Source organism: Streptomyces sp. NPDC025721, from assembly GCF_055558595.1.
This window is the reverse complement of record NZ_JBVHMF010000019.1, coordinates 21568-42690: the sequence shown is the minus strand read 5'-3', so window position 1 is coordinate 42690 and position 21123 is coordinate 21568. Positions and strand designations below refer to the sequence as shown.

Annotated in this window: 15 protein-coding genes; 9 read left to right on the top strand and 6 right to left on the bottom strand. The window is 73.1% G+C overall.

The window, feature by feature from the left end:
• Positions 1-39: 39 nt before the first annotated feature.
• On the bottom strand, positions 40-2106 hold the full coding sequence (locus tag ACZ4EF_RS24515; RefSeq protein ID WP_467506396.1) for an ATP-binding protein: 2067 nt from the start codon (positions 2104-2106) through the stop codon (positions 40-42).
• 473 nt (positions 2107-2579) lie between these two features.
• On the opposite strand from ACZ4EF_RS24515, the gene ACZ4EF_RS24510 reads away from it, so the two are divergent.
• Positions 2580-3527 carry a GntR family transcriptional regulator gene (locus ACZ4EF_RS24510; RefSeq protein WP_355348329.1) on the top strand — a complete coding sequence of 316 codons (948 nt, stop codon included), beginning with the start codon at positions 2580-2582 and terminating at the stop codon, positions 3525-3527.
• A 148-nt stretch (positions 3528-3675) separates the two neighbouring features.
• On the opposite strand, the gene ACZ4EF_RS24505 is transcribed toward ACZ4EF_RS24510, so the two are convergent.
• On the bottom strand, positions 3676-5046 hold the full coding sequence (locus ACZ4EF_RS24505; RefSeq protein WP_467506395.1) for a glycoside hydrolase family 18 protein: 1371 nt from the start codon (positions 5044-5046) through the stop codon (positions 3676-3678).
• Between the two features lie 92 nt (positions 5047-5138).
• Between ACZ4EF_RS24505 and ACZ4EF_RS24500 the strand changes: the two genes are divergently transcribed.
• The 8 genes from ACZ4EF_RS24500 (at position 5139) to ACZ4EF_RS24465 (ending at position 15283) form a co-directional block, all read left to right on the top strand.
• Positions 5139-6206 carry a DUF4190 domain-containing protein gene (locus tag ACZ4EF_RS24500; protein ID WP_467506394.1) on the top strand — a complete coding sequence of 356 codons (1068 nt, stop codon included), beginning with the start codon at positions 5139-5141 and terminating at the stop codon, positions 6204-6206.
• Between the two features lie 77 nt (positions 6207-6283).
• Positions 6284-7036: a GntR family transcriptional regulator gene (locus ACZ4EF_RS24495; RefSeq protein WP_355348321.1), complete on the top strand. Its 753-nt coding sequence runs from the start codon at positions 6284-6286 to the stop codon at positions 7034-7036.
• Between the two features lie 212 nt (positions 7037-7248).
• Positions 7249-7722, top strand: coding sequence for an RpiB/LacA/LacB family sugar-phosphate isomerase (locus tag ACZ4EF_RS24490; RefSeq protein WP_467506393.1), 474 nt, complete (start codon positions 7249-7251; stop codon positions 7720-7722).
• Positions 7723-7726: 4 nt separating this feature from the next.
• A complete protein-coding gene (locus ACZ4EF_RS24485) occupies positions 7727-7921 on the top strand; it encodes an SPOR domain-containing protein (protein WP_355348316.1) in 195 nt (64 codons plus the stop codon).
• Between the two features lie 59 nt (positions 7922-7980).
• Positions 7981-8373, top strand: coding sequence for a (deoxy)nucleoside triphosphate pyrophosphohydrolase (locus ACZ4EF_RS24480; RefSeq protein WP_355348313.1), 393 nt, complete (start codon positions 7981-7983; stop codon positions 8371-8373).
• Between the two features lie 23 nt (positions 8374-8396).
• Positions 8397-9230 (top strand): alpha/beta fold hydrolase, encoded by an 834-nt coding sequence (locus ACZ4EF_RS24475; RefSeq protein WP_467506392.1) that lies wholly within the window; start codon positions 8397-8399, stop codon positions 9228-9230.
• A gap of 768 nt (positions 9231-9998) precedes the next feature.
• Positions 9999-12527, top strand: a complete 2529-nt coding sequence (locus tag ACZ4EF_RS24470) for a SpoIIE family protein phosphatase (RefSeq protein WP_467506391.1) — start codon at positions 9999-10001, stop codon at positions 12525-12527.
• A 212-nt stretch (positions 12528-12739) separates the two neighbouring features.
• Complete coding sequence (locus tag ACZ4EF_RS24465; protein WP_391161743.1) at positions 12740-15283, top strand: SpoIIE family protein phosphatase; 2544 nt, start codon at positions 12740-12742, stop codon at positions 15281-15283.
• Between the two features lie 37 nt (positions 15284-15320).
• Here the strand turns inward: ACZ4EF_RS24465 and ACZ4EF_RS24460 are convergent, their stop codons facing one another.
• The 4 genes from ACZ4EF_RS24460 to ACZ4EF_RS24445 all read right to left on the bottom strand — a co-directional run bounded on the left by ACZ4EF_RS24460 (position 15321) and on the right by ACZ4EF_RS24445 (position 21123).
• The gene (locus tag ACZ4EF_RS24460) at positions 15321-16037 is read right to left on the bottom strand and encodes a PspA/IM30 family protein (protein ID WP_467506390.1); all 717 of its coding nucleotides are present in this window, start codon (positions 16035-16037) and stop codon (positions 15321-15323) included.
• Between the two features lie 122 nt (positions 16038-16159).
• Positions 16160-18214: a TPM domain-containing protein gene (locus ACZ4EF_RS24455; RefSeq protein WP_391049260.1), complete on the bottom strand. Its 2055-nt coding sequence runs from the start codon at positions 18212-18214 to the stop codon at positions 16160-16162.
• Between the two features lie 177 nt (positions 18215-18391).
• Positions 18392-19159, bottom strand: coding sequence for a succinate dehydrogenase/fumarate reductase iron-sulfur subunit (locus ACZ4EF_RS24450; protein WP_355348299.1), 768 nt, complete (start codon positions 19157-19159; stop codon positions 18392-18394).
• Positions 19156-21123: a fumarate reductase/succinate dehydrogenase flavoprotein subunit gene (locus ACZ4EF_RS24445; RefSeq protein ID WP_355348296.1), complete on the bottom strand. Its 1968-nt coding sequence runs from the start codon at positions 21121-21123 to the stop codon at positions 19156-19158. Before ACZ4EF_RS24445 ends, ACZ4EF_RS24450 begins: the two co-directional genes overlap by 4 nt.

The window sequence follows — 21123 nt, the reverse complement described above, 5'->3', positions numbered from 1 at the left end:
TTCGCGCCGCCCGCTCACGCGGGCCGGGACGGGCGCGGCTCACCGCGGCGCCGACCCGTACAGCTCGCGCTCGCGCAGCACCTCCGCCGCCGTCGCCAGCGCGGTGGACAGGCGGCGCCGGTAGGTGCTGAAGGACAGTCCCGCCCGGCTCGCGGCGGCCTGCTGGCTGCGCGGCCCGCTCAGATACGTGATCTCCAGGACGTTGCCCAACTGCCGCCGTCCCGGCTGCGCGCGCAGGTACGCCACCGTCTCGGTCAGCACCTCGCGCAGCGCCGCCGCGTCCCCGTCCGGCGCCACCAGCCGGGTGCCGAGCAGCGAGCTCTCCGCGAGCTGCCGCGCGTCCTGGAGGCTGCGGTAGGCGTGCTTGACGGCTTCGGCGAACTCCGGCCACGGCATGGCGGCCTCCGCGGTGACGGTCACCGGCGCCGGGCCCGGCGCGGGCTCGTCGGCCAGCAGCCGGACCCGCAGATCCACCGCCCACCGGTCGAAGGGCGCGCTGCGCCAGTCCTGCACGAAGGCCAACACCCCTTCGCCGTAAGCCCCTTCGCCGTACGGTCCTTCGGCTGGTGCCACCCGCTGCTGCCCGTACAGGTCGAGCAGCGAGGCGAGCCCCGGCCGGTCAGGGGCCGCGCAGGTCCAGCTCACCGCGAGGTTCGGTGTGGTCGCCCACAGCGTGGTCAGCGCGAAGGCCGCGGCGGCGGCGCCGCCGGTGCTCCACCGCGCCAGCAGCAGCCGCTCGGCGCGCCGCAGCGGCCGGCGGCCGGCGGTGTACTCCAGCGCGGCACGCGCCGTCGGGTCGTCGGGCAGCCCGGTGGCCCCCGGGTCCAGGCAGGGCGCGACGAGGGCGGCGGTGACGCCGCGGCGGCCGTCCTCGGCGACGCAGAAGGCGCCCGGCTGCCGGTCCCACCACTGCCGGGCCAGAGCGGCGGCCTCGTCGCCGTGCTCCTTGCCGATCGCGGCCAGCACCTCGTCCAGATCCTCCGGGCGGGCGGTGCGCAGCCGCAGCCGGTCCGTACCGCGCCAGTCGACCGTCTCCCGCGGGAAGCGGCCGGAACGCCCCAGATAGGCCAGGCCCGCGCCGAACGCCCAGCGGCTGCCCGTGCGGCACGCCAGTTGCTCTGCCAGATGCGCGTGCAGCCGGGTGAAGAGCCGTTCGTACGCCGACAGGTCGCGCCAGCGCAGCTCGACCAGGAGCGCCTCGCGGACCAGCTCGTGCGGGACCAGGCCCTCGGCGGTGCTGCGGACGAAGGAGAGTCCGCGCAGCCAGGCGCAGAGCTCTCCGGCCTCCGCCGACGGCACGTCGAGCGTGTGCCGCAGCAGGTCCTCGGTGGTGACCCGGGCCAGCGCCAGGACGTGCAGCGCTTCCGCCTGACCGGGCGACAGACTCTCGCGCAGCAGCAGGTGCAGCAGTTCGCCCACCAGGTCGGGGGAGTCGGCCAACTCCCAGGCGGTGCGCGGCTCCACGGAGTCCGTGGCGCGTTCGCGCGCGTCGGCGAAGAGCGCCAGGGCGAGCGGCACGCCGTGCGCGGCCCGCACGATGTCGGGGATGTCCGCCTCCGGCACGTCCCGGTTGCGCAGCAGCTTCGTGGCCTCCGCGGTGTCCATGCCGCGCAGTTCGACACTGCGCAGCGCCTGCCACCACTGCACGTCGGCCCGCCACTCGGCCGACGGGGGCCGCCGACTGCCGACCACCAGGAACAGGTGCGAGGGCATCCGCGGCAGGAACTCGTCCCGCAGCCACTGCTCCAGCGGCCCGAGGGCCTCACCGGAGTCGATGAGCAGCAACTGGGCTTCCTGCGACGGGCCTTGCGCGTCGAGGGCGGCCAGGAACGCCTCCGGTGTCGCGGCCGTGGCGCGCATGTCGACGGTGCGGACCGTCCTGCCGTGCGCCTCGGCCTCGTCGGCGAACCGGTGCAGCAGGCTGCTCTTGCCGAAGCCGCCCATGCCGTGCAGCCACACCACGAAGCAGGAGCGCCGGTCGCTGAGCATCAGGTCCCGCAGCAGCCGCAGTTCCGCGGTCCTGCCGGTGAACACCGCTCTCCTGCGGGCCGCCAGCGTGTACCCGTGGGAGTCGGCCGGCAGGGGTGTGGGGGATATGCGCATCATCTATTGATGAGTCCTCGGGAGCGGGTGCGGTTCCCCCGGGCGCCGGGACGTCCGGCCCCGCGTCGGTCGCCGGTGCCGTGGGCTCGAACGAGAAGGGTCACTCATCGCTCCCGTCGCGGATGGGGGTGGGCGCCACAGGCCGGCGCGACCGGGGCCGTCACTCGGCGGCGGGGTACTGCCTACCCTGGTGGGTCGATGTTAGACCCATCGATACACGGACGGGCGACGGCCAGAGATATATGTCCCGTTGTGCTGTTGCAGTGCATTTGCGCAGGCGAAGCGGGGTGCGGGCGCTGTCGATCTCCGCCGGGGCGGGGCGGCCTGACGTGCTTTCTGCCTAGCCGGTTGGGCCAATTCAAGCCGAAGACAAGAGGGCGCACGGGGCATGCTTGACTGCCTCCCGCGTGGATAAGGTGGTTTGGCTGAGATGCGCAACGGGGGAGGCCGGGCACCTGGTGGACAGCGACGTGCAGGTGAGTCGTCACTCGGACGTACCCATCTACCGGCAGATCGTGACCCAGGTGTCGTTCATGATCGAGACCGGCGATCTCGCGGTCGGCCAGACCCTTCCCAGCGCCCGGCTGCTGGCCGACAACCTCCAGATCAACCGCAACACGGTGGCCCGCGCGTACGCGGAGTTGAGCGAGCTGGGCCTGGTCGAGAGCCGGGGCCGCAGCGGGACGACCGTGGTCGGTACGGGCCTGGCGCGTACGAGTTCGCCCGCCAGGGACCGGGCGTGGGCGGTACTGGACGCGGCGGCCAGGGAGTGCGTCGCGCTCGGCCTGTCCGCCGTCGAGATCCAGTCACTCGTGACGAGCCTCGCCCTGCGCGCCGAGGACGACGTCCTCAAGGTCGCGTTCGTGGAGTGCAACGCCGACCGGGCAGGCTACTTCGCGAGCGAACTCGGCCTGCACCTCGGTCTCAAGGTCAAGCCCCTGGTGCTCGGGGACTTCTCGCCCGAGGAGGAGCACGACGACCTCGCCCTCACCACGTTCTTCCATCTGGCCGAGGTGCGGCGGCTGTGGCGCGGGGAGCCGACCGAGGTGGTCGCCATCGTCGCCGCGCCGCATGTGCAGACGCTGGTGCGGATCGCCTCCGCCGCCAGGAGCGGCACGGTGGGCATCTGTTACTCCACCTACGGCCAGGCCGTCAGCATCCGGGACTCCCTGACGCAGTCCGGGATCAGCAATGTCAGGGTGCTGCACGGGGACGAGGGGGAGGACGTCGGGGACCTCGACCTCGTCGTGATCCCCAGCGACATGCCGCAGTTGAAGGCGCGCTTCGAGGAGCGGGTCGAGGTGGTCGAGTTCGGCAATGTGCTGGACGCCGCGTCCGTCCGGATGGTGACGCAGGTCGTCGGCGACATGCAGGCGGCCAAGCTGGCCGCCAAACGGGCCGCCGCCTCCGCCGCGCGCGGCTGACGTATCCGCCGCGCGTGGGGAGGCCCGGTGCTCCCCCGCGGAGAGGGAGGGCTGGGGAGCACCGGGCGTGAGGGGCGGGATTACCCGAGGAGCCGGGTCACCCGAGGAGCCGGGTCACTTGGGGGTCGTGGCCACTTGGGGGTCCGGGTCACCGGAGGTGCGCGGCGAGGCCCTGGTGAACGGCGTTGATCAGCTCGCCGTCCGCCGTGTCGCCGTCCAGGGACCAGACCATCGCGCCGCCCAGGTGGGCCCGCTTGATGTAGGCGGTCTTCTGGGCGATGACCTGCGGGTCGTCGTAGGTCCAGAAGTTGGTGCCGTCGTAGAGCCAGGCGAAGCCGTTCCGCACGTCCCGGTGGACGGTGTAAGTGCCGGAGGAGGCAAGGGCCTTGAGGGCGTGGTAGTCCTCGTTGCCCGCCTGCCAGGTGGCGGGGGCGGGGCCGGTGGACGGCTGGAAGAGGCCCGCGGTGCCGCCGTCGGGGACGCCGGTCCAGCCCTGGCCGTAGAAGGGCACGCCGAGGACGAGCTGCCGGGCGGGTGCGCCGCGCTTGAGCCAGTCGCCGACCGCCTGGGTGTCGCTGAAGTCGTGCGGGACGGGCGAGTTGCGCGGGGCCTTGAGCGCGGACTGCTGGTTGGTGGTGGCCTCGTAGGGGCCGTGGAAGTCGTAGCCCTGGACGGTGCCGAAGTCGAGGTACTTGAAGATCTTCCGGACCTCGAAGCCCGCGTCGATCTTGGCCGGTGCGGCGGGCAGGAAGGCGCTCAGGTCGTAGTGCTTGTGCGCCTTGCGGCCCAACGCGTCGAGCTGGCCGCGGAATTCGGCCGCGAGCGCGGTGAAGTTCCGCTTGTCCTCGGGCCGGTAGACGGTGTCGACGTCACCGGAGGAGCCGGGCCACTCCCAGTCGATGTCCACGCCGTCGAAGAGCCCGGCGGCCGAACCGGGGCCGCCCTTGCCGTCGAGCAGCGGCAGATTGCCCTTGACGAAGATGTCCAGGCAGGACGCGACGAGCGCCTTGCGCGAGGCGGCGGTGCGGGCCGCGTCGGAGAAGTGCGTCGACCAGCCCCAGCCGCCGATCGAGATCATCACCTTCAACTTCGGGTTGGCGGCCTTCAGTTCGCGGAGCTGGTTGAAGTTGCCCGCCAGCGGCTGCTCGGCGGTGTCCGCGGTGCCGTCGACCGAGGAGGCGGCGTCGAGCGGGCGCTGGTAGTCGGCCCAGGCGTCGCCCTCGCCGGCCACGTTGGCCTCGAAGCACTTGCCGTCGGCGCCGATGTTGGCGAACGCGTAGTTGAGGTGGGTGAGTTTGGCCGCGGTGCCCGAGGTCTGGACGTTCTTCACCTGGTAGTCGCGTCCGTAGACGCCCCACTGGGTGAAGTAGCCGACGCTCTTGTACGACGAGGCGGAGGAGCCGTGGTCGTCGCGGCCGTGCGCCTGGGCGGCGGAGCCGCCCGTGACGGCGGGCAGGACGGCGACCAGGGAGAGGGTGGCTGCGGTTGCGGCCATACGGCCGAGAATTCTTCGACGCATGCGCGTGAAGGTATTGGTCTGGACCAATGAGGGTCAAGGGGGACGGCACAACCCGTTCACAACCCGTCGGCGCAGAACCGTAGGATCCCCCAGTGGACATACCGCCGCCGCCCCCGCCTCCGCCGTCCTCCGACGACGCGCCCCCGTCCCAGCCGCCGCACGACGCCCCCACTTCGCCGTACGCCGGACTGCCCTCGTATCCGCAGAAGCCGTACGACCAGCAGGGCGGACCGCCGTACAGCGGTCCGGGACAGCCGACGTACGGCGGCCCGTCATCGGGCGGGCCCGGCCCCTACGGCTCCGTGCCCCCGCCCTACAGCGGACAGCAGCCCCCCGGCTCCGCGCCGCCCTACGGCGGGCAGGCCCCGTATCCCGGCCAGGCCCCGTATTCCGGGCAGCCTCCCTACGGCGGTCAGGGTCCGCACGGCGGCCAGGCCCCGTACGGCGGGAATCCGTACGGCGGGCAGAATCCGTACGGTCCCCAGCCGTATCCCGGCTATCCGCAGACCGCCGGCTGGTACAACCCGCAGGCGAACACCAACGGCATGGCCATCGCCTCGCTCGTGGTGGGCTTCACCTGCATCCCCGTCCTCGGGGTGATCTTCGGCCTGGTCGCGCTCAGCCAGATCAAGAAGCGCGGCGAGCGCGGCAAGGGACTGGCCGTCGCGGGCCTGATCCTCAACGGCGTCGCCACGGTGCTTCTCGCGGTCTTCATCGCGCTCGGCGTGGCGGGCGCCTTCGACGACGGCAACACCCGCGTCGACCGGATCAGGGTCGGCCAGTGCTTCAACACGGTCGACAGTTCGCTGGGCGACTACGGCGGCGACGGCGCGCGCTCCACCACCGTGGACGTCGTCGACTGCTCCGAGGAGCACGACGCGGAGGCGTACGCGATCTTCACCGTCGACGCGGCGGACGACGGCGGCTACCCCGGAACGGATCGCATCTCGGCCGTCGCGGAGTCGAAGTGCGCCTCTTACGCGGACGACTACGCGGACGGCACGCCCTGGGAGAAGAGCGCCGACGTCTACTACTACATGCCGCCGGCGGACGGCTGGCGCCGCGGCGACCACAAGGTGACCTGCTTCTTCGGCGCCACGCACGGCTCGATGACCGGCTCGGTGAAGGACGGAGGCACCAACTCCGGATTCGGAGTGTGATGCTCGGGGGAGGGCTTGCGGACGGGCACCGACGGTTGTCAAGCTGTCGCAGACAGTCAACCCCTTGGGAGGGGCACGTGCCTTTCGGTGAGCAGCCCGCCTACCTTCGCGTCGCCGAGGATCTGCGGCGCAAGATCCTCGACGGGACGCTCCCGCCGCACGCGCGGCTGCCCTCGCAGGCCAGGATCCGTACCGAGTACGGGGTCTCGGACACCGTCGCGCTCGAAGCGCGCAAGGTGCTGATGGCCGAGGGCTTCGTGGAGGGCAGGTCCGGCTCCGGCACGTACGTACGGGAGCGGCCGAGGCCGCGGCGCATCGTCCGCAGCGGCTACCGGCCCGCCGGGACGGCCAGCCCGTTCCGGCAGGAGCAGGGGGACGAGGGGTGCAAGGGCACCTGGGAGTCGCGCAGCGTCCAGGACCACGCCTCGCCCGCCGTCGCCGAGCGGCTGCGGATCGAGCCCGGCGACCGGGTGATGCGCACCCACTACCTCTTCCGCACCGAGGGTGAGCCCTCGATGCTCTCCACCTCCTGGGAGCCGCTGGCGCTGACCGCCCGCACACCGGTGCTGCTGCCGGAGGAAGGGCCGGTCGGCGGCCAGGGCGTCGTGGAGCGGATGGCGGCGATCGACCTGGTGGTCGACCACATGGCCGAGGAGGTCGGCGCCCGGCCGGGGCTCGCGGAGGAGACGGCGGCGCTCGGCGGAGTGCCGGGGCACATCGTCATCGAGATCCAGCGCACGTACTACTGCTCGGGGCAGCCGGTGGAGACCGCGGACGTCATCATCCCGGCCGAGCGGTACCGGGCCGTCTACCACCTGCCGGTACGCTGACCCGCCGTCAACTCCCTTACGGAGCCTGGCGGTACGGATGGTCCGGGCGGTACGGGCGCTGGTGCCCACTCCGGCGTGCGCCCGGCGTGACCGCCGGGGGCGTCGGACACGTGTGACCTACAGTCAACTTCTGGTCGAACACCTGGCCGGAACGGTACCTCTTCGTGTCATTCCGTGCCCGCGCCGTGAACCTCGGGCGTAGGGTCGGGCATATGCGCATCGCCGTTTCCTCGGACATGGATGAACCGGTGGCCAGGCAGGTCGTCGACGAGCTTCGTCACCGTGGTCACACGGTGCTCGCCTACGGCGCACTGCGCCCCGGAGACCGCAAGGACTGGGCCTGGAGCGCGGAGGCGGCGGCCCGCGCGGTGGCCGAGGGCGCGGCCGACCAGGCGGTGTTCTGCTGCTGGACCGGCACCGGCGCGTCCATCGCCGCGAACAATCTCCCGGGCGTCCGGGCCGCGTTGTGCGCCGACGCGTACACCGCGCGGGGTGCCCGCCGGTGGAACGACGCCAACGCGCTGGCGCTGAGCCTGCGTTCGGTGTCCGGCGCCGTACTCGCCGAGATCCTGGACGCCTGGTTCGACAGCGCCGCGAGCGACGCGGCGGACGACCGGGACAATGTCGCGCACCTGGCGGACCTGGAAGCCGGTTCCGCTGCCGCGACCTCGCCTGAGGGGGCCTGAGCTGATGACGACCGACCTCGTATGGCTCCTCATACGGCAGGACGAGAGCGGCAACCGGTACCGGGTCGGGCGCTACGCCACCCGCGCCGAGGCCGAGCGCGTCGCGGCCACGCTGAACGGTCCCGGCCTCAACCGGGACCAGCAGCAACGGCGTTACGTGATCGAGCGGTTGACGCCGCGCGCCGTGCAGTCCTCGTAACGGGTTCGCGCCGCGCGCTGTGCGGGTCGCGGGTCTCCGTCTTACGTATCCTGCGTCGCATGACCGAACGTGTGGTGGTGGGCGGGGCCGTGCTCGACGCCGGACGGCTGCTGGCCGCGCGGCGGACCGCGCCGCCCGCGCTGGCGGGACGCTGGGAACTGCCGGGCGGCAAGGTCGAGGCGGGGGAGAGCCCGCCGGACGCGCTCGTGCGCGAGCTGCGCGAGGAGCTGGGCGTCACGGTGGAGCCCCTCCAACGCGTCCCCGGCGCCTGGCCGTTGGCCAACGGCCTCACCCTGCACGTCTGGACCGCCCGCCTGGTGAGCGGCACGCCCCGCCCCCTCCAGGACCACGACGAGCTGCGCTGGCTGCTCCCCGCGCAGACCTCCGACGTCGACTGGCTCGACCAGGACCGCCCGGCGGTCGAGTGGGCGACACGCCTTCTGGTCGGCTGACGGCCTGAGGGTAGGGTTTTTCGGTGTCCGCGACCGAGACGGGGGATTCGATGCTGGTGCAGGTGGAACGCGACGGTGTGGTGCTGGTGCTCGGCCACCGGGTGGGCGAGGGCAGGCCGCTGCTGATCGTTCCCGGGGTCATGGCCGACGCCGTGTCGTGGCAGCCGGTGGTGGACGCGCTTCCGGCCGGCCGGCCGGTGTACGTACTGAACCGGCGCGGCCGACGGCCCAGCGGTGAGCTGGGTGACGGATACGGGGTCGGCACCGAGGTCGCGGATCTGCGGCGGGTGCTCGACGAGGTGGCCGGGCGGCACGGCGGCGGCGACGGCGGGGTGGACCTCTTCGGCTGGAGCTACGGCGGCCTGATCGCGCTGGAGGCCGCGACGCGGCACTCCGGCGTCCGTTCCCTGACCCTCTACGAGCCGGTGGTGCGGCCCTTCGGCGCGCAGGTGCTGGACTCGCTGCGCGCGGCCGACGCGGCCGGTGACCTGGACCGGGCCGTGGAGATCGTCAACCGGGACGTGTCCGGATTCTCCGCCGAGTACGTCGCCGAGCTGCGCCGGAGCCCGGCCTGGCAGGTGCTGCGGCCTCTCGCCGCGCCGCTCGGGCGCGAGCTGACCGCCCTGAACGAGCACCACGCCGACCTGGCCTCCTACGGCAAGCTCGACATGCCCGTCACCCTGCTGGTCGGCGGCGACGACGACGGCGTCGGGCCCTACTGGGAGCCCTTCGCCCGCATCGCGGGCGCCATGCCCCGCGCCCGCGTCCACGTCATTCCGGGCCAGGGCCACCTCGCCCACGTCCAGGGCCCGGCCGCCCTGGCCGCCGCCCTCACCCAAGCCCTAGCCCTAGCCTGACGGCCCCGCCCGCCCCCCGGCCCGCCCTCGCCGCACCTGCCCCCCGGCGGGACCCCGCCGCACCTGCCCCGGCGCGGACCCCGCCGCGCCCGGGGCTTTCCGTGCCACCGACCCCGACCCCTGGTCGCATCTGGCGCCTGCGCCTGGCCAACCCGGCCACCCTCGGCCTCCAGCCGGCCCCGGCCGACTCCCGACCTCGGGCTCCCGTCGCTAGCGCCGCTCCAGGCGCTTCCCGTGCCGCTGGCCTCGCCCCCGCCGCGCCTGGCGCTCCCGGCTCCGGCCGACCCCGGACCCCGGCCGCCTCCGCCGCCCGCGCCGCGCCGCGCGCTTCCCGCTGGCCCCGGCCTCCCGGCCGACCCCGGCCGTTGCGCCGTCTCCCCGTGGCCCGCGCGGTATCGGGGTGTTTGGGGGAATATCGGGTAAGAGGGATAATTCCCACTGACAGTGGCCGGGGCGGAACCGGCCCGACCCGGTCGGGGGTGACGCATGAGCGCCAGCGGCGGCGATGGCCCTGAGGCGTCCCCGAACCGCGCCCCGGACCCCGCCGCAGGCGGTCCCGAGGAAGGCGGTCAGCCCCCCGCCGCAGGCGGCCAGGCTCCCGCCGGTGGCGGTCCCGCCGAGGCCAGCCCAGCCCCCGCCGCAGGCGGACAAGCTCCCGCCGCAGGCGGCCAGGTCCCCGCAGGGGAGAGCCCCCCGGCGGGGGAGAGCCACCGGGCCGGGGAGGGGGAGCCGGGGGTGGGGCGGCCGCATCGGCATCATCATCCGGATATGGATCCCGATCCGGAGTCGTGGGGTGAGGGGCGGGGAAAGAGCACGGGGACGCTGCTCGACACGCTGCGGGTGGCGGTCGTCATGCTGGACACGTCGGGGCGGGTGCTGCTGTGGAGCCCCCTGGCACAGGAAGTGCTGGGCTGGGCGGGGGAGCACATCGTGGGCCGCCGGGTGGGCGGGCTGTTCGGGCCGCCCGAGAGCCCGCCGGGACAGTCCCCGCGGCGCGGGCCGGACGAGATCCCGCGGATGCCGGACCCCAGCCCCGCCGAGCAGATCCTCGCCGACCTGCTGCGAGGGGGCCGCTGGGACGGCATCCTCTCGCTGCGGCACCGCGACGGCCACACCGTCCAGGTGGAGACCCGTGCCTCGCTGCTGGTCGACGGCGACGGCCGCCCCTTCGTCCTGGCCTCGATGGTCGAGACGAGCCGCCTGCGGACGCTGGAGCACGACCTCGCCGCCCTCGACTCGCTCTTCGACTCCTCACCCCTCGGCGTCGCCATCTTCGACCGCGACCTGCGCTACGTACGACTCAACGAGGCGCTGGCGGCGATGAACGGCAGGCCCGTCGCCGACCACATCGGCCACACCGTGCGGGAGGTGCTGGACGAGCGGTCGGCCGCCGACCTCACCGCGCTCCAGCGGGACGTCCTGGCCACCGGGCGGCCGGTGATCGACCTGGTCACGTACGCGCCGCACGGCCGCGGCCACCGCTCGCTGTCGTACCACCGGCTGGTCGACCGGGCCGGGCGGGTGCTGGGGATCAGCGCCACCGTCATCGACGTGACCGAGCGCGTGCAGGCCGCCGCGAAGGTCGAGCGGGCCCGGCGGCGGCTGGCGCTGCTCAACGACGTGGGCACCCGGATCGCGAACGTGCTGGACGTCCGCCGGTGCGCCGAGGCGCTGGCCGCCGCCGTCGTGCCGACCTTCAGCGACTACTCCGGGGTGATCCTGCACGCCGAGGTCGCCGACGGCGGCGAGCTGCCGACCGCGCCGTACGGCGACAACACCCCGATGCGGCAGCTCGGCACGGGCGCGGTGCGCTGGGGGCCCGAGGTCGAACGGATGATCCTGACCGGCCAGCCGATCCGCTTCACCCGCAAGTCGATCTTCGGCACGGTGCTGACCACCGGGCAGCCCAGGATGGTGAGTTCGGAGGAGGAGCTGCTGGCCACCACCTTCCCCGGCGACCCGAAGGTGCGCGCGGCCATCGCGCTCGGCGTCCACTCGCTGCTCGTGCTGCCGCTGCGGGCCCGCGGCGTCGTCCTCGGCCTGCTGGTGGTCAGCAGGGCCCGCGAGCGCGAGCCGTTCGACCACGACGACCTGGCCCTCGCGATGGAACTGGCCAACCGCGCGGGCGCCGCCCTGGACAACGCCCGGCTCTACGTCCGCGAGCGCGAGGGCGCCCTGATGCTCCAGCGCAGCCTGCTCCCGCAGAGCGTCGTGGAACCCCCCGGCGTCGGCGTCGCCTTCCGGTACGTGCCCGGCAGCAGCGGCGCGGAGGTCGGCGGCGACTGGTTCGACGTGATCCCGCTGGCCGGGGGCCGGGTCGCCTTCGTCGTCGGCGACGTGATGGGCCACGGCCTGGGCGCGGCGGCCACCATGGGCCGGCTCCGTACCGCCGTACGGACGCTCGCCGGGCTCGACATGCCGCCGGACGAGCTGCTGCGCCGGGTCAACGAGCTGGGCGACGACCTCGCGCAGGGCCAGGCCGAGGGCTGGATGGCCACCGCCGTCTACGCCGTCTACGACCCCTCGACGCGCCGGATCGCCATCGCGCAGGCGGGCCACCTGCCGCCGGTCCTGGTCGAACCCGTCACGCGGGCGCCGGGCGGCGAGGAACCCGGCGCCCACCCGGACGAGTGCCATGCCCGACTGGTCGAGCTGCCCTCCGGCGTCCCCCTGGGCGTCGGCGGCGTACGCTTCGAGACCACGGAGCTGGCGGTCGCCGACGGCACGGTCCTCGTGCTCTACACCGACGGCCTGGTGGAGACCCGCGGCCAGGACATCGGCGAGGGCCTGGAACGGCTGCGCCAGACGCTGTGCCGCCCGCTGCCCTCACTGGAGGACTCCTGCGACGACGTGCTCGCCATCATGCAGCCGGGCCGCGAGCCCGACGACGTGGCGCTGCTGATGGCCAGGCTCGGCGGGCTGCCCGCCGGATCAACCGCCTCCTGGACGTTCCCCGCCGAGCCCAGCGCCGTCCGGCTGGCGCGCCGCCGGGTCCGTGACACCCTGGTCGAATGGGGTCTCGCGCAGCTCACCGACGTCACGATGCTGCTGGTCAGCGAGCTGGTCACCAATTCGCTGCGGTACGCGCACGGACCGATCGGTGTACGGATGGTGCGCGGCGGCTCGCTGCTGGTGGAGGTCTCCGACCCGCTGCCGGACCCGCCGCGCGAGCGGATCGCCACCCTGGAGGACGAGGGCGGCCGTGGTCTGCAACTGGTCGCACGGGCCTCACGGCGCTGGGGAACGCGTCACGGACCGTTCGGAAAGACCGTCTGGTTCGAACTGGCTCTGCCGTGACGCGCGCGATGATTCACGGGAGCTGTGCCGGGTATGCCGAAGACGCGGGAGCGAGGGGTGTGACCGCGCTGTCCCGGGGACGGTCCCCGTACCCCAGGAGCCGAGATGATGCTGTGATCGACAAGACCGTGTGCTGGACGGTCCTCATGCTGAATACTCGGCTCCAACCGGTCCATGTGTGCTGAGCTGGAGGGGTCGGGCGAGTGAGCGACATGCCAGCGAGGGCGGTACCGCCCCGAGACGACACGGACGCGGTCGACGCGGTCTGGCAGTCGAGTCCGCCCGGTTCGCTCTACGACTACATACGCGTGGCGTCGTTCTCGCTCGACGGTGACGGCCGGATCGACCAGTGGAGCGCGCGGGCCGCGCAGTTCTTCGGCGTACCGGCAGAACGCGCGCTCGGCCGCGACCCGGTGAACGCCTTCGCGCCCGAGCACGTACGCGAGCGCGCGCACGAGCGCCTCGCGGAGATCCTCGACGGCCACGAGTGGACCGGACTCGTGCCGTACCGGGACGCCTCGGGCGGCCAGGGCCTGGCCGAGGTCTACGTGATGCCCGCCGACCACGGCGCGCTGTGCATCGCGGTCGACGTCGCCACGCTGCGCCAGATCGAGACCGATCTGGCCGCCTCCCAGGCGGTGTTCGGGCAGTCGCCGATGGGCTTCGTGCTCTTCGACACCAGCCTGCGGCTGATCCGGGTCAACGAGCGCTTCGCGACCGTCTTCGGCCGTGAGGCCGAGGAGAACCACGGCCGCGGCCCGCACGACTTCCTCTCCCGCGTCGAGGCCGACCGGCTCAGCGCCGCGCTGCGCCAGGTGCTGGAGACCGGCGAGCCCGTCCTGGACATGCCGCTGGTCGGCACCGTGCCCGGCGATCCGGGGCGGCGGCGCTGGTCGATGTCGCTGTACCGGCTGCACAGCGGCACCGGGCGGCCGATCGGCGTCGCGGGACTCGCGATGGACGTCACCGGACGTCAGCGAGCCGAGCGCGAGGCCGCGCACGCCCGCCGCAATCTCGCGCTGCTCAACGAGGCGGGCGCCCGTATCGGCACCTCGCTCGACCTGGAGACCACCGCGCGCGAACTGCTGGACGTCGCCGTCCCGCACTTCTGCGACATCGCCTCCGTCGACCTCTACCAGGCCCTGCTGTCCGGCGCCGAGGATCTGACCGGCACCACCGACGGCAGCGGGGACGTGCGCCGGGTGGCGTTCGCCAGTTCCGTGTCGGACGCGCCGATAGCGATGGCCGGGGACGACGACGATGTGGCGGACGGCCCGGTCGCGGTCGGCGCCGTGCACCGCTACCGCTTCAGCTCCGCCAGCGCGCGGGCGCTGCGCACCGCGCAGCCGCAGGTGATCGACGGCGATGGGGGGCCCGACCTCGGCGGCACCCTCGTGCAGTCCACGCTCGTGGTGCCGATGGTCGCCCGCGACACCGTACTGGGGCTGGTGCAGTTCTCCCGCGCCAAGGGCAGCGAGCCGTTCGTGGACCGCGACCGGATGCTCGCCGAGGAACTGGCCGCCCGCGCCGCGGTGTTCATCGACAACGCCCGGCTCTACCGGCGTGAGCACGAGCGCGCGCTGATCCTCCAGCGCAGCCTGCTGCCCCCCGACGACCCCGAGGCCGCGGGCCTCGACATCGCCTGCCGCTACCTGCCGGGCAGCATGGAGACCGAGGTCGGCGGCGACTGGTTCGACGTCATCGAACTGCCGGGCCACCGCACCGCGTTGGTGGTCGGCGACGTGATGGGCCGCGGCCTGCGCGCCGCCGTCGCGATGGGCGAACTGCGCACCGCCGTACGGACCCTGGCCGCGCTCGACCTCGAACCCGCCGAAGTGCTGGGCGCGTTGGACGAGGTGGCCAACGGCCTCGGCTCCCCGAACCAGGGCCGCACCCGCCGGGCCAAGGACCGCGGCGGCGCCGACCTGTCCGAGGTCTACCTGGCCACCTGTATCTACGTGGTCTACGACGCGGTCACCCGGCGCTGCACGATCGCCAACGCGGGCCATCTGCCGCCGGTCGTCGTGGAGTCGGGCGAGTCGCCGCTGCTGCTCGAAGTGCCCAGGGGAGTGCCGCTGGGCGTCGGCGGCGAGCCGTTCGAGGAGATCGAGGTCGAGCTGAACGAGGGCGCGCTGCTCGCCCTGTACACCGACGGTCTCGTGGAGTCCCGCAACCACCCGCTGGACGAGGGCCTCGACGCCTTCCGGGACTCGCTGGCCGGGCCGCCGAGGCCGCTCGAGGACATCTGCGACCACGTGCTGGCCACCCTGGACACCGCGCACGGCGAGGACGACATCGCCCTGCTGATGGCCAGAATCCGCGGTCTGCCCGCGGAGCAGGTCGGCGACTGGACGCTGGAACCGCGCCCCACGTCGGTGGCCAGGGCCCGCGAGCTGGCCCGCGAGCAACTGCTGAGCTGGGGGCTCGGCGACCTGGTCGACACCACGGAACTGCTGGTCAGCGAGCTGGTCACCAACGCGCTGCGGCACGGCTACGGCGACATACGACTGCGGCTGCTGCTGGACCGCACCCTGGTGTGCGAGGTGTGGGACAGCGCCCTGGTGCAGCCGCGCCGCCGCCGCGCCCGTGACACCGACGAGGGCGGGCGCGGCCTGCAACTGGTCACCATGCTCAGCGAGAGCTGGGGCAGCCGCCGTACCCACCGCGGCAAGACCGTCTGGTTCGAACTCGCCCTTCCCGGCGAGCAGTCCCACTCCAGCGGTCCTTCGGTGGACGAACTGCTGAGCATGTTCTAGCGCCTGCCGCGCGCGGCAGGCGGACGGCCCTCGGCGGTCAGGCCGCGCGGTCCTTGAGCTTGGCCAGTCGCGCGTCGATCTCCGCGCTGTCGCCGAGCGCGTCCAGCGACTCGAACTGCGCGTCGAGCGAGGACGCGGCCAGCTCCTCCTTGCCCTTGGCCCTGGCCTCCTCGCGCCGCACCTTGTCCTCGAAGTGGCCCAGCTCGCTGGTCGGGTCGAGCACGTCGATGTTCTTGACCGCGTCCATCATCTGGTTCTGCGCCTGCGCGGACTTCGCGCGCGCCACCAACGAGTCGCGCTTGCCCTGGAGTTCGCCCAGCTTGGCCTTCATCGAGTCCAGGCCGGACTTGAGCTTGCTCACGATCTCGTTCTGCGAGGCGATCGTCGGCTCGGCCGTCCGCGCCTCCTTCTCGGACTGGAGCTGACGGCCCAGCGCGATCTTGGCGAGGTTGTCGAAGCGGTCGGCCTCCGCGGCGTTGCCCGAGGCGCGCTGCTCGTCGGCCTTCTTGCTGGCCGCCAGCGCCTTGTCGCCCCACTCCTTGGCCGCCGCGACGTCCTCGGCGTGGTCCTGCTCCATCAGCCGCAGATTGCCGATGGTGGTGGCCACCGCCTCCTCGGCCTCGCGGATGTTGGTGGTGTAGTCCCTGATGAGCTGGTCCATCATCTTCTGCGGGTCCTCGGCCTGGTCGAGGAGGGCGTTGATGTTGGCCTTGGCGAGCTGGGTCACCCGGCCGAGGACGGTCTGCTTCGTCATGGTCGTACTCCTTGCGTGTCCGTATCCGTGAGCCAGAAAGGGCCGGAAAGGGCCGGAAAGTGGGGCCGGAAAGTAGGGGGGCCGGAAAGGAAGGGGGCGGATAGAAGGAGGGTCAGGGGAGTTCAGAAGCGGCCGCCGCCGCCCATCCGGCCGCGGGTCTGGCCGCCGCCGAAGCTGCCGGGCCCCGAGCCGCCGCCCCCGAAGCCCCCGCCGAAGCCGCCGCCGCCCCGGCCGCGCCCGCCGCCGAGGATCTCGCCGAGGATGATCCCGCCGAGCACCGCGCCGCCCATGCCGCCGCCGGAGCGCCGGCCGCCGGGTCCGCCGAAGCCCCCGCCGTACCCGCCGACGTCCCGCCGGGCCGCGTCCTGCGCCTGCCGGGCCAGCCGGTCCGCCTCCTGTGCGTGCGCCAGCGCGCCCGCCGCGTCGGAACCGGCCAGCGCCTCGGCCTGCTGGAGCCGCCGTTCCGCCTCGGTGAGCCGGGTACGGGCCTGGCTGCCGACCGCGCCGCGGTTGGTGGTGACCATGTCGCGGGCGGCGGCCACCTCGCTGCGCGCCCCCAGCAGCGCCTGGTCCAGCAGCCCGCGCGCCCGCTGCTCGCTGACCTCCCGCTCGCGGGCCCCGGCCAGCGCCTCGTCCAGCGCCGCGTCCGCCTCCTCGACCCGCCGCAGCCCGGCGATCGGGTCGTAGCGCCCCGCCGCCAGCTCCTGCCGTACGTCGGCCACGACCGTCTCGGCGCGGGCGATCCTGCCCTGGAGGTCGGCGGTGGAGACCCCGGCGGCGGTGCCGCCGAGCAGGCCGCGGGCCTCGGCGAGGTCGGTGTCGGCCTCGGTCAGCGCGTCCCGCAGCTTCCCGTCGGCCTCCGCCAGCTCCTGGGCCCTTCGGGTGACGGAGTCGGTGAGCATGACCGCCTGGTCCAGCGCGCCCTCGGCGGCCCGTACGTACACGGCGACCTTGCCGTGGTCGGTGCCGACGGCGGCCCTGGCCTGTACGAGGCTGGCGTGGGCGAACTCCAGCCGGTCCCTGGCCTCTGCCGGGTGGCCGGTGACGGGGTCGAGCGCGGCGTCCGCGTACTTCTGGGCCAGCGGCGCCAGGGACGCCTCGGCGGTGTCGATCCGGCTCGGCAGCGCCGCCGCCTTCGCCTCGGCCTGCTCCAGCACCTCCGGCGCGTTCGCCTCCAGGGCGCGCAGCCGGTCGAACGCCTCGGACTCCGCGTCCAGCCGCCGGTTGGCCTGGGTGCAGCGGGACAGGATCTCGTCCAGCATCTGCCGGCGGGTCGCGTCGTCCTCGGGTATCGCGTCGTCGAGCTGCTGCCGCAGCCGGAAGGCCGCGGTCAGCTCGGTCTTGGCGTACTCGACGGCCTCGGCGAACGGCCGCGCGGCCTCCTCGCCGAACTGCGCCGCCGCGAAGCCCACGTCCTCCTGGCTGGTGCGGACCGCGTCGTCGGTCTCCACCAGCAGGTGCTTGGCCTGCGAGTCCAGCTCGGGCAGCGGGGTCGGCTGCGGGGCGCCCCAGCCGCGCTCGCCGGGCGCCGGTCGGGCGGGCTGCCGCGGGCCGCGCTTCCTGCGGAACGCCCACACCCCGACCGCGCCCGCGGCGCCGACGGCCACCACCGGAATCCACAGGTCGGCCGCGGAGTCGCCCGGGGGCGCCCCGCTGCCGCCCGGGTCCGCGGTGCCGGGGGTGATCGAGGGGACGGTCACCGGAAGGCCGCTGAGGACCGCGTCGTAGCCGGTGGCCGCGCCGATCGCGGCGCCCGCCCAGTCGTTCTGCCGCAGCGCGGGCTCGACGGCCTGGCTGCTGACCTCGTTGAGCTGGGCCGCGGTCAGGCCGGAGTCCTGGTCGGCGGAGACCGCGTACTGCCGGTCGTGGGTGGCCACCGCCAGCAGGACGTCCCGCTGGCCCAGGCCGTTCTTGGTCGCGGTCGCGTTCGCCCAGTCCTGCGGAGCGCGGCCGGAGAAGGTGCGGACGTACGCCACGAAGAGCTGGACGCGCTGCTTCTGGTAGAGGCCGTCCAGCGCCGTGACGACCTGCGGCTTCCGGTCGCCCAGTGCGCCGACCTTGTCGGTTATCTGGCCGGACCTGGACAGCGTGATCGGGTCGTCCGCCCGTGCCGACGGCGCGCCGGACAGCAGCATCAGGGCGCCGAGCGCCGCAACGATTCCCGCGAGTCGCCGCATGCGTACCGCGCCCTTCGCCGCGCCACGGCCGCTTGCCGCGTGCTCCTTTTCGGAGGCTATGTCCGGTGTGTCCGGAGCGCGACTCGGAGTTCCGTTCCCGCCAGCCCGCCAGCCCGCCTGCTCCCCCTGCCTGCCCGCCCCGTGCGGGGCAGGCGGGCAGGCAGCGGAGAGGGGGGACTACTCGCCGCGGCGGCGGATCTTGTTGCCCAGCCAGATCAGCGGATCGTACTTACGGTCCACCGCCCGCTCCTTGAGCGGGATCAGCGCGTTGTCGGTGATCTTGATGTGCTCGGGGCACACCTCGGTGCAGCACTTGGTGATGTTGCAGTAGCCGAGCCCGTGGTCCTCCTGCGCGGACGAGGCGCGGGTCAGACCGGCCTCGGAGGCCGCGTCCAGCGGATGCATGTCCAGCTCCGCGATCCGCATCAGGAAACGCGGCCCGGCGAACGACGTCTTGTTCTCCTCGTGGTCGCGCACCACGTGACAGGTGTCCTGGCACAGGAAGCACTCGATGCACTTGCGGAACTCCTGCGAGCGCTCCACGTCGACCTGCTGCATCCGGTACTCCCCGGCCGCGACCCCCTTCGGCGGCACGAAGGCCGGGACCTGCCGGGCCTTGTCGTAGTTGAAGGAGACATCGGTGACCAGGTCGCGCACGACGGGGAAGGTCCGCATCGGGGTGACCGTGATCGTCTCCTCCGGTGCGAAGACCGACATGCGGGTCATGCACATCAGCCGCGGCCGTCCGTTGACCTCCGCGCTGCACGACCCGCACTTGCCCGCCTTGCAGTTCCAGCGGACCGCCAGGTCGCCCGCCTGGGTGGCCTGGAGGCGGTGGATGATGTCGAGCACGACCTCGCCGTCGTTGACCTCGACCTGGTAGTCGCGCAGCTCGCCGCCCTCGGCGTCACCGCGCCACACCTTGAAGTGCGCTTCGTAACTCACCCGTCGAGCTCCTCGTCCGTCAGGTATTTGAGCAGCTCGTCCCTGTCGAAGAGGTCGAGCAGGTCGCCCCGGATCGGGTCCGTCGCGCGCCGGCGCAGACCGATCTGGCCGTGGTCGGGGTCGGTGGCCGCCAGGCCCCCGGTGGGGTCGGTCAGCTCGCAGACCAGATTGACCTTGCGCCAGGCGCGGTCCATCTCCGGATGGTCGTCGCGGGTGTGGCCGCCGCGGCTCTCGGTCCGCTCCAGCGCGGCACGCGCCACGCACTCGCTGACCAGCAGCATGTTCCGCAGGTCGATCGCCAGGTGCCAGCCGGGATTGAACTGCCGGTGCCCCTCGACGCCCGCCCGCCGCGACCTGGCCCGCAGCCCGGTCAGCCGGTTCAGCGCGTCCTCCATCTCGGGACCGCGCCGGATGATGCCCACCAGGTCGTTCATCACCTGCTGGAGCTCCTGGTGCAGGGTGTACGGGTTCTCCGCGGGCCGCGCCCCGCCCGCCTGCGCACCCCCGGCGGCCTCCGCCGCGTCCGCGTCTTCCGCGCTGAACGGCCGCAGCGCCTCGGCCGCCGCGGTGTCGATCTGCTCCTCGGGTACGACGGGACGCGCGCCCTCGACGAACGAGGCCGCGTACCGCGCCGCGTGCAGCCCGGCCCTGCGGCCGAAGACCAGCAGGTCGGAGAGCGAGTTGCCGCCCAGCCGGTTGGAGCCGTGCATGCCGCCCGCGACCTCGCCCGCCGCGTAGAGCCCCGGCACCCCGCGCGCCGCGGCCGTGTCCGGGTCCACGTCGACGCCGCCCATCATGTAGTGACAGGTCGGGCCGACCTCCATCGGCTCCGCGGTGATGTCGACGTCCGCCAGCTCCTTGAACTGGTGGTGCATCGACGGCAGCCGCCGCTTGATCTCCTCGGCGGGCAGCCGCGTCGACACATCGAGGAAGACGCCGCCGTGCGGGGTGCCGCGCCCGGCCTTCACCTCGGAGTTGATCGCGCGCGCCACCTCGTCGCGGGGCAGCAGCTCCGGCGGTCGGCGGTGGGTGTCAGGGGCGGAGTACCAGCCGTCGGCCTCCTCCTCGGACTGCGCGTACTTCTCCTTGAAGACATCCGGCACGTAGTCGAACATGAACCGCTTGCCGTCGCTGTTGCGCAGCACCCCGCCGTCGCCGCGCACCGACTCGGTGACCAGGATGCCCTTCACCGACGGCGGCCAGACCATGCCCGTCGGGTGGAACTGGATGAACTCCATGTTGATCAGCGGCGCCCCGGCCAGCAGCGCCAGCGCGTGCCCGTCGCCGGTGTACTCCCAGGAGTTGGACGTCACCTTGAAGGACTTGCCGATGCCGCCGGTCGCCAGCACCACCGCGGGCGTGTCGATCACGAACAGCCGCCCGGACTCGCGCACGTAACCGAAGACGCCCGCGACCTTGTCGTCCTGCTTGAGCACGCGGGTGACCGTGCACTCCTGGAAGACCTTCAGCCGCGACTCGTAGTCGCCGGTCTCCGCGAAGTCCTCCTGCTGGAGCGAGACGATCTTCTGCTGGAGGGTGCGGATCAGCTCAAGGCCCGTACGGTCGCCGACGTGTGCCAGCCGCGGGTACTCGTGGCCGCCGAAGTTGCGCTGCGAGATCTTGCCGTCGGGGGTGCGGTCGAACAGCGCGCCCCAGGTCTCCAGCTCCCAGACCCGGTCGGGAGCCTCCTTGGCGTGCAGCTCCGCCATCCGCCAGTGGTTGAGGAACTTCCCGCCGCGCATGGTGTCGCGGAAGTGCACCTGCCAGTTGTCACCGGAGTTGACGTTGCCCATGCTGGCCGCGATGCCGCCCTCGGCCATCACCGTATGGGCCTTGCCGAACAGCGACTTGCAGATCACGGCGGTACGCATGCCCCGCTCCCGGGCCTCGATCGCGGCCCGCAGCCCGGCGCCGCCCGCGCCGACCACGACCACGTCGTACGCGTGCCGTTCGACTTGTGTCAT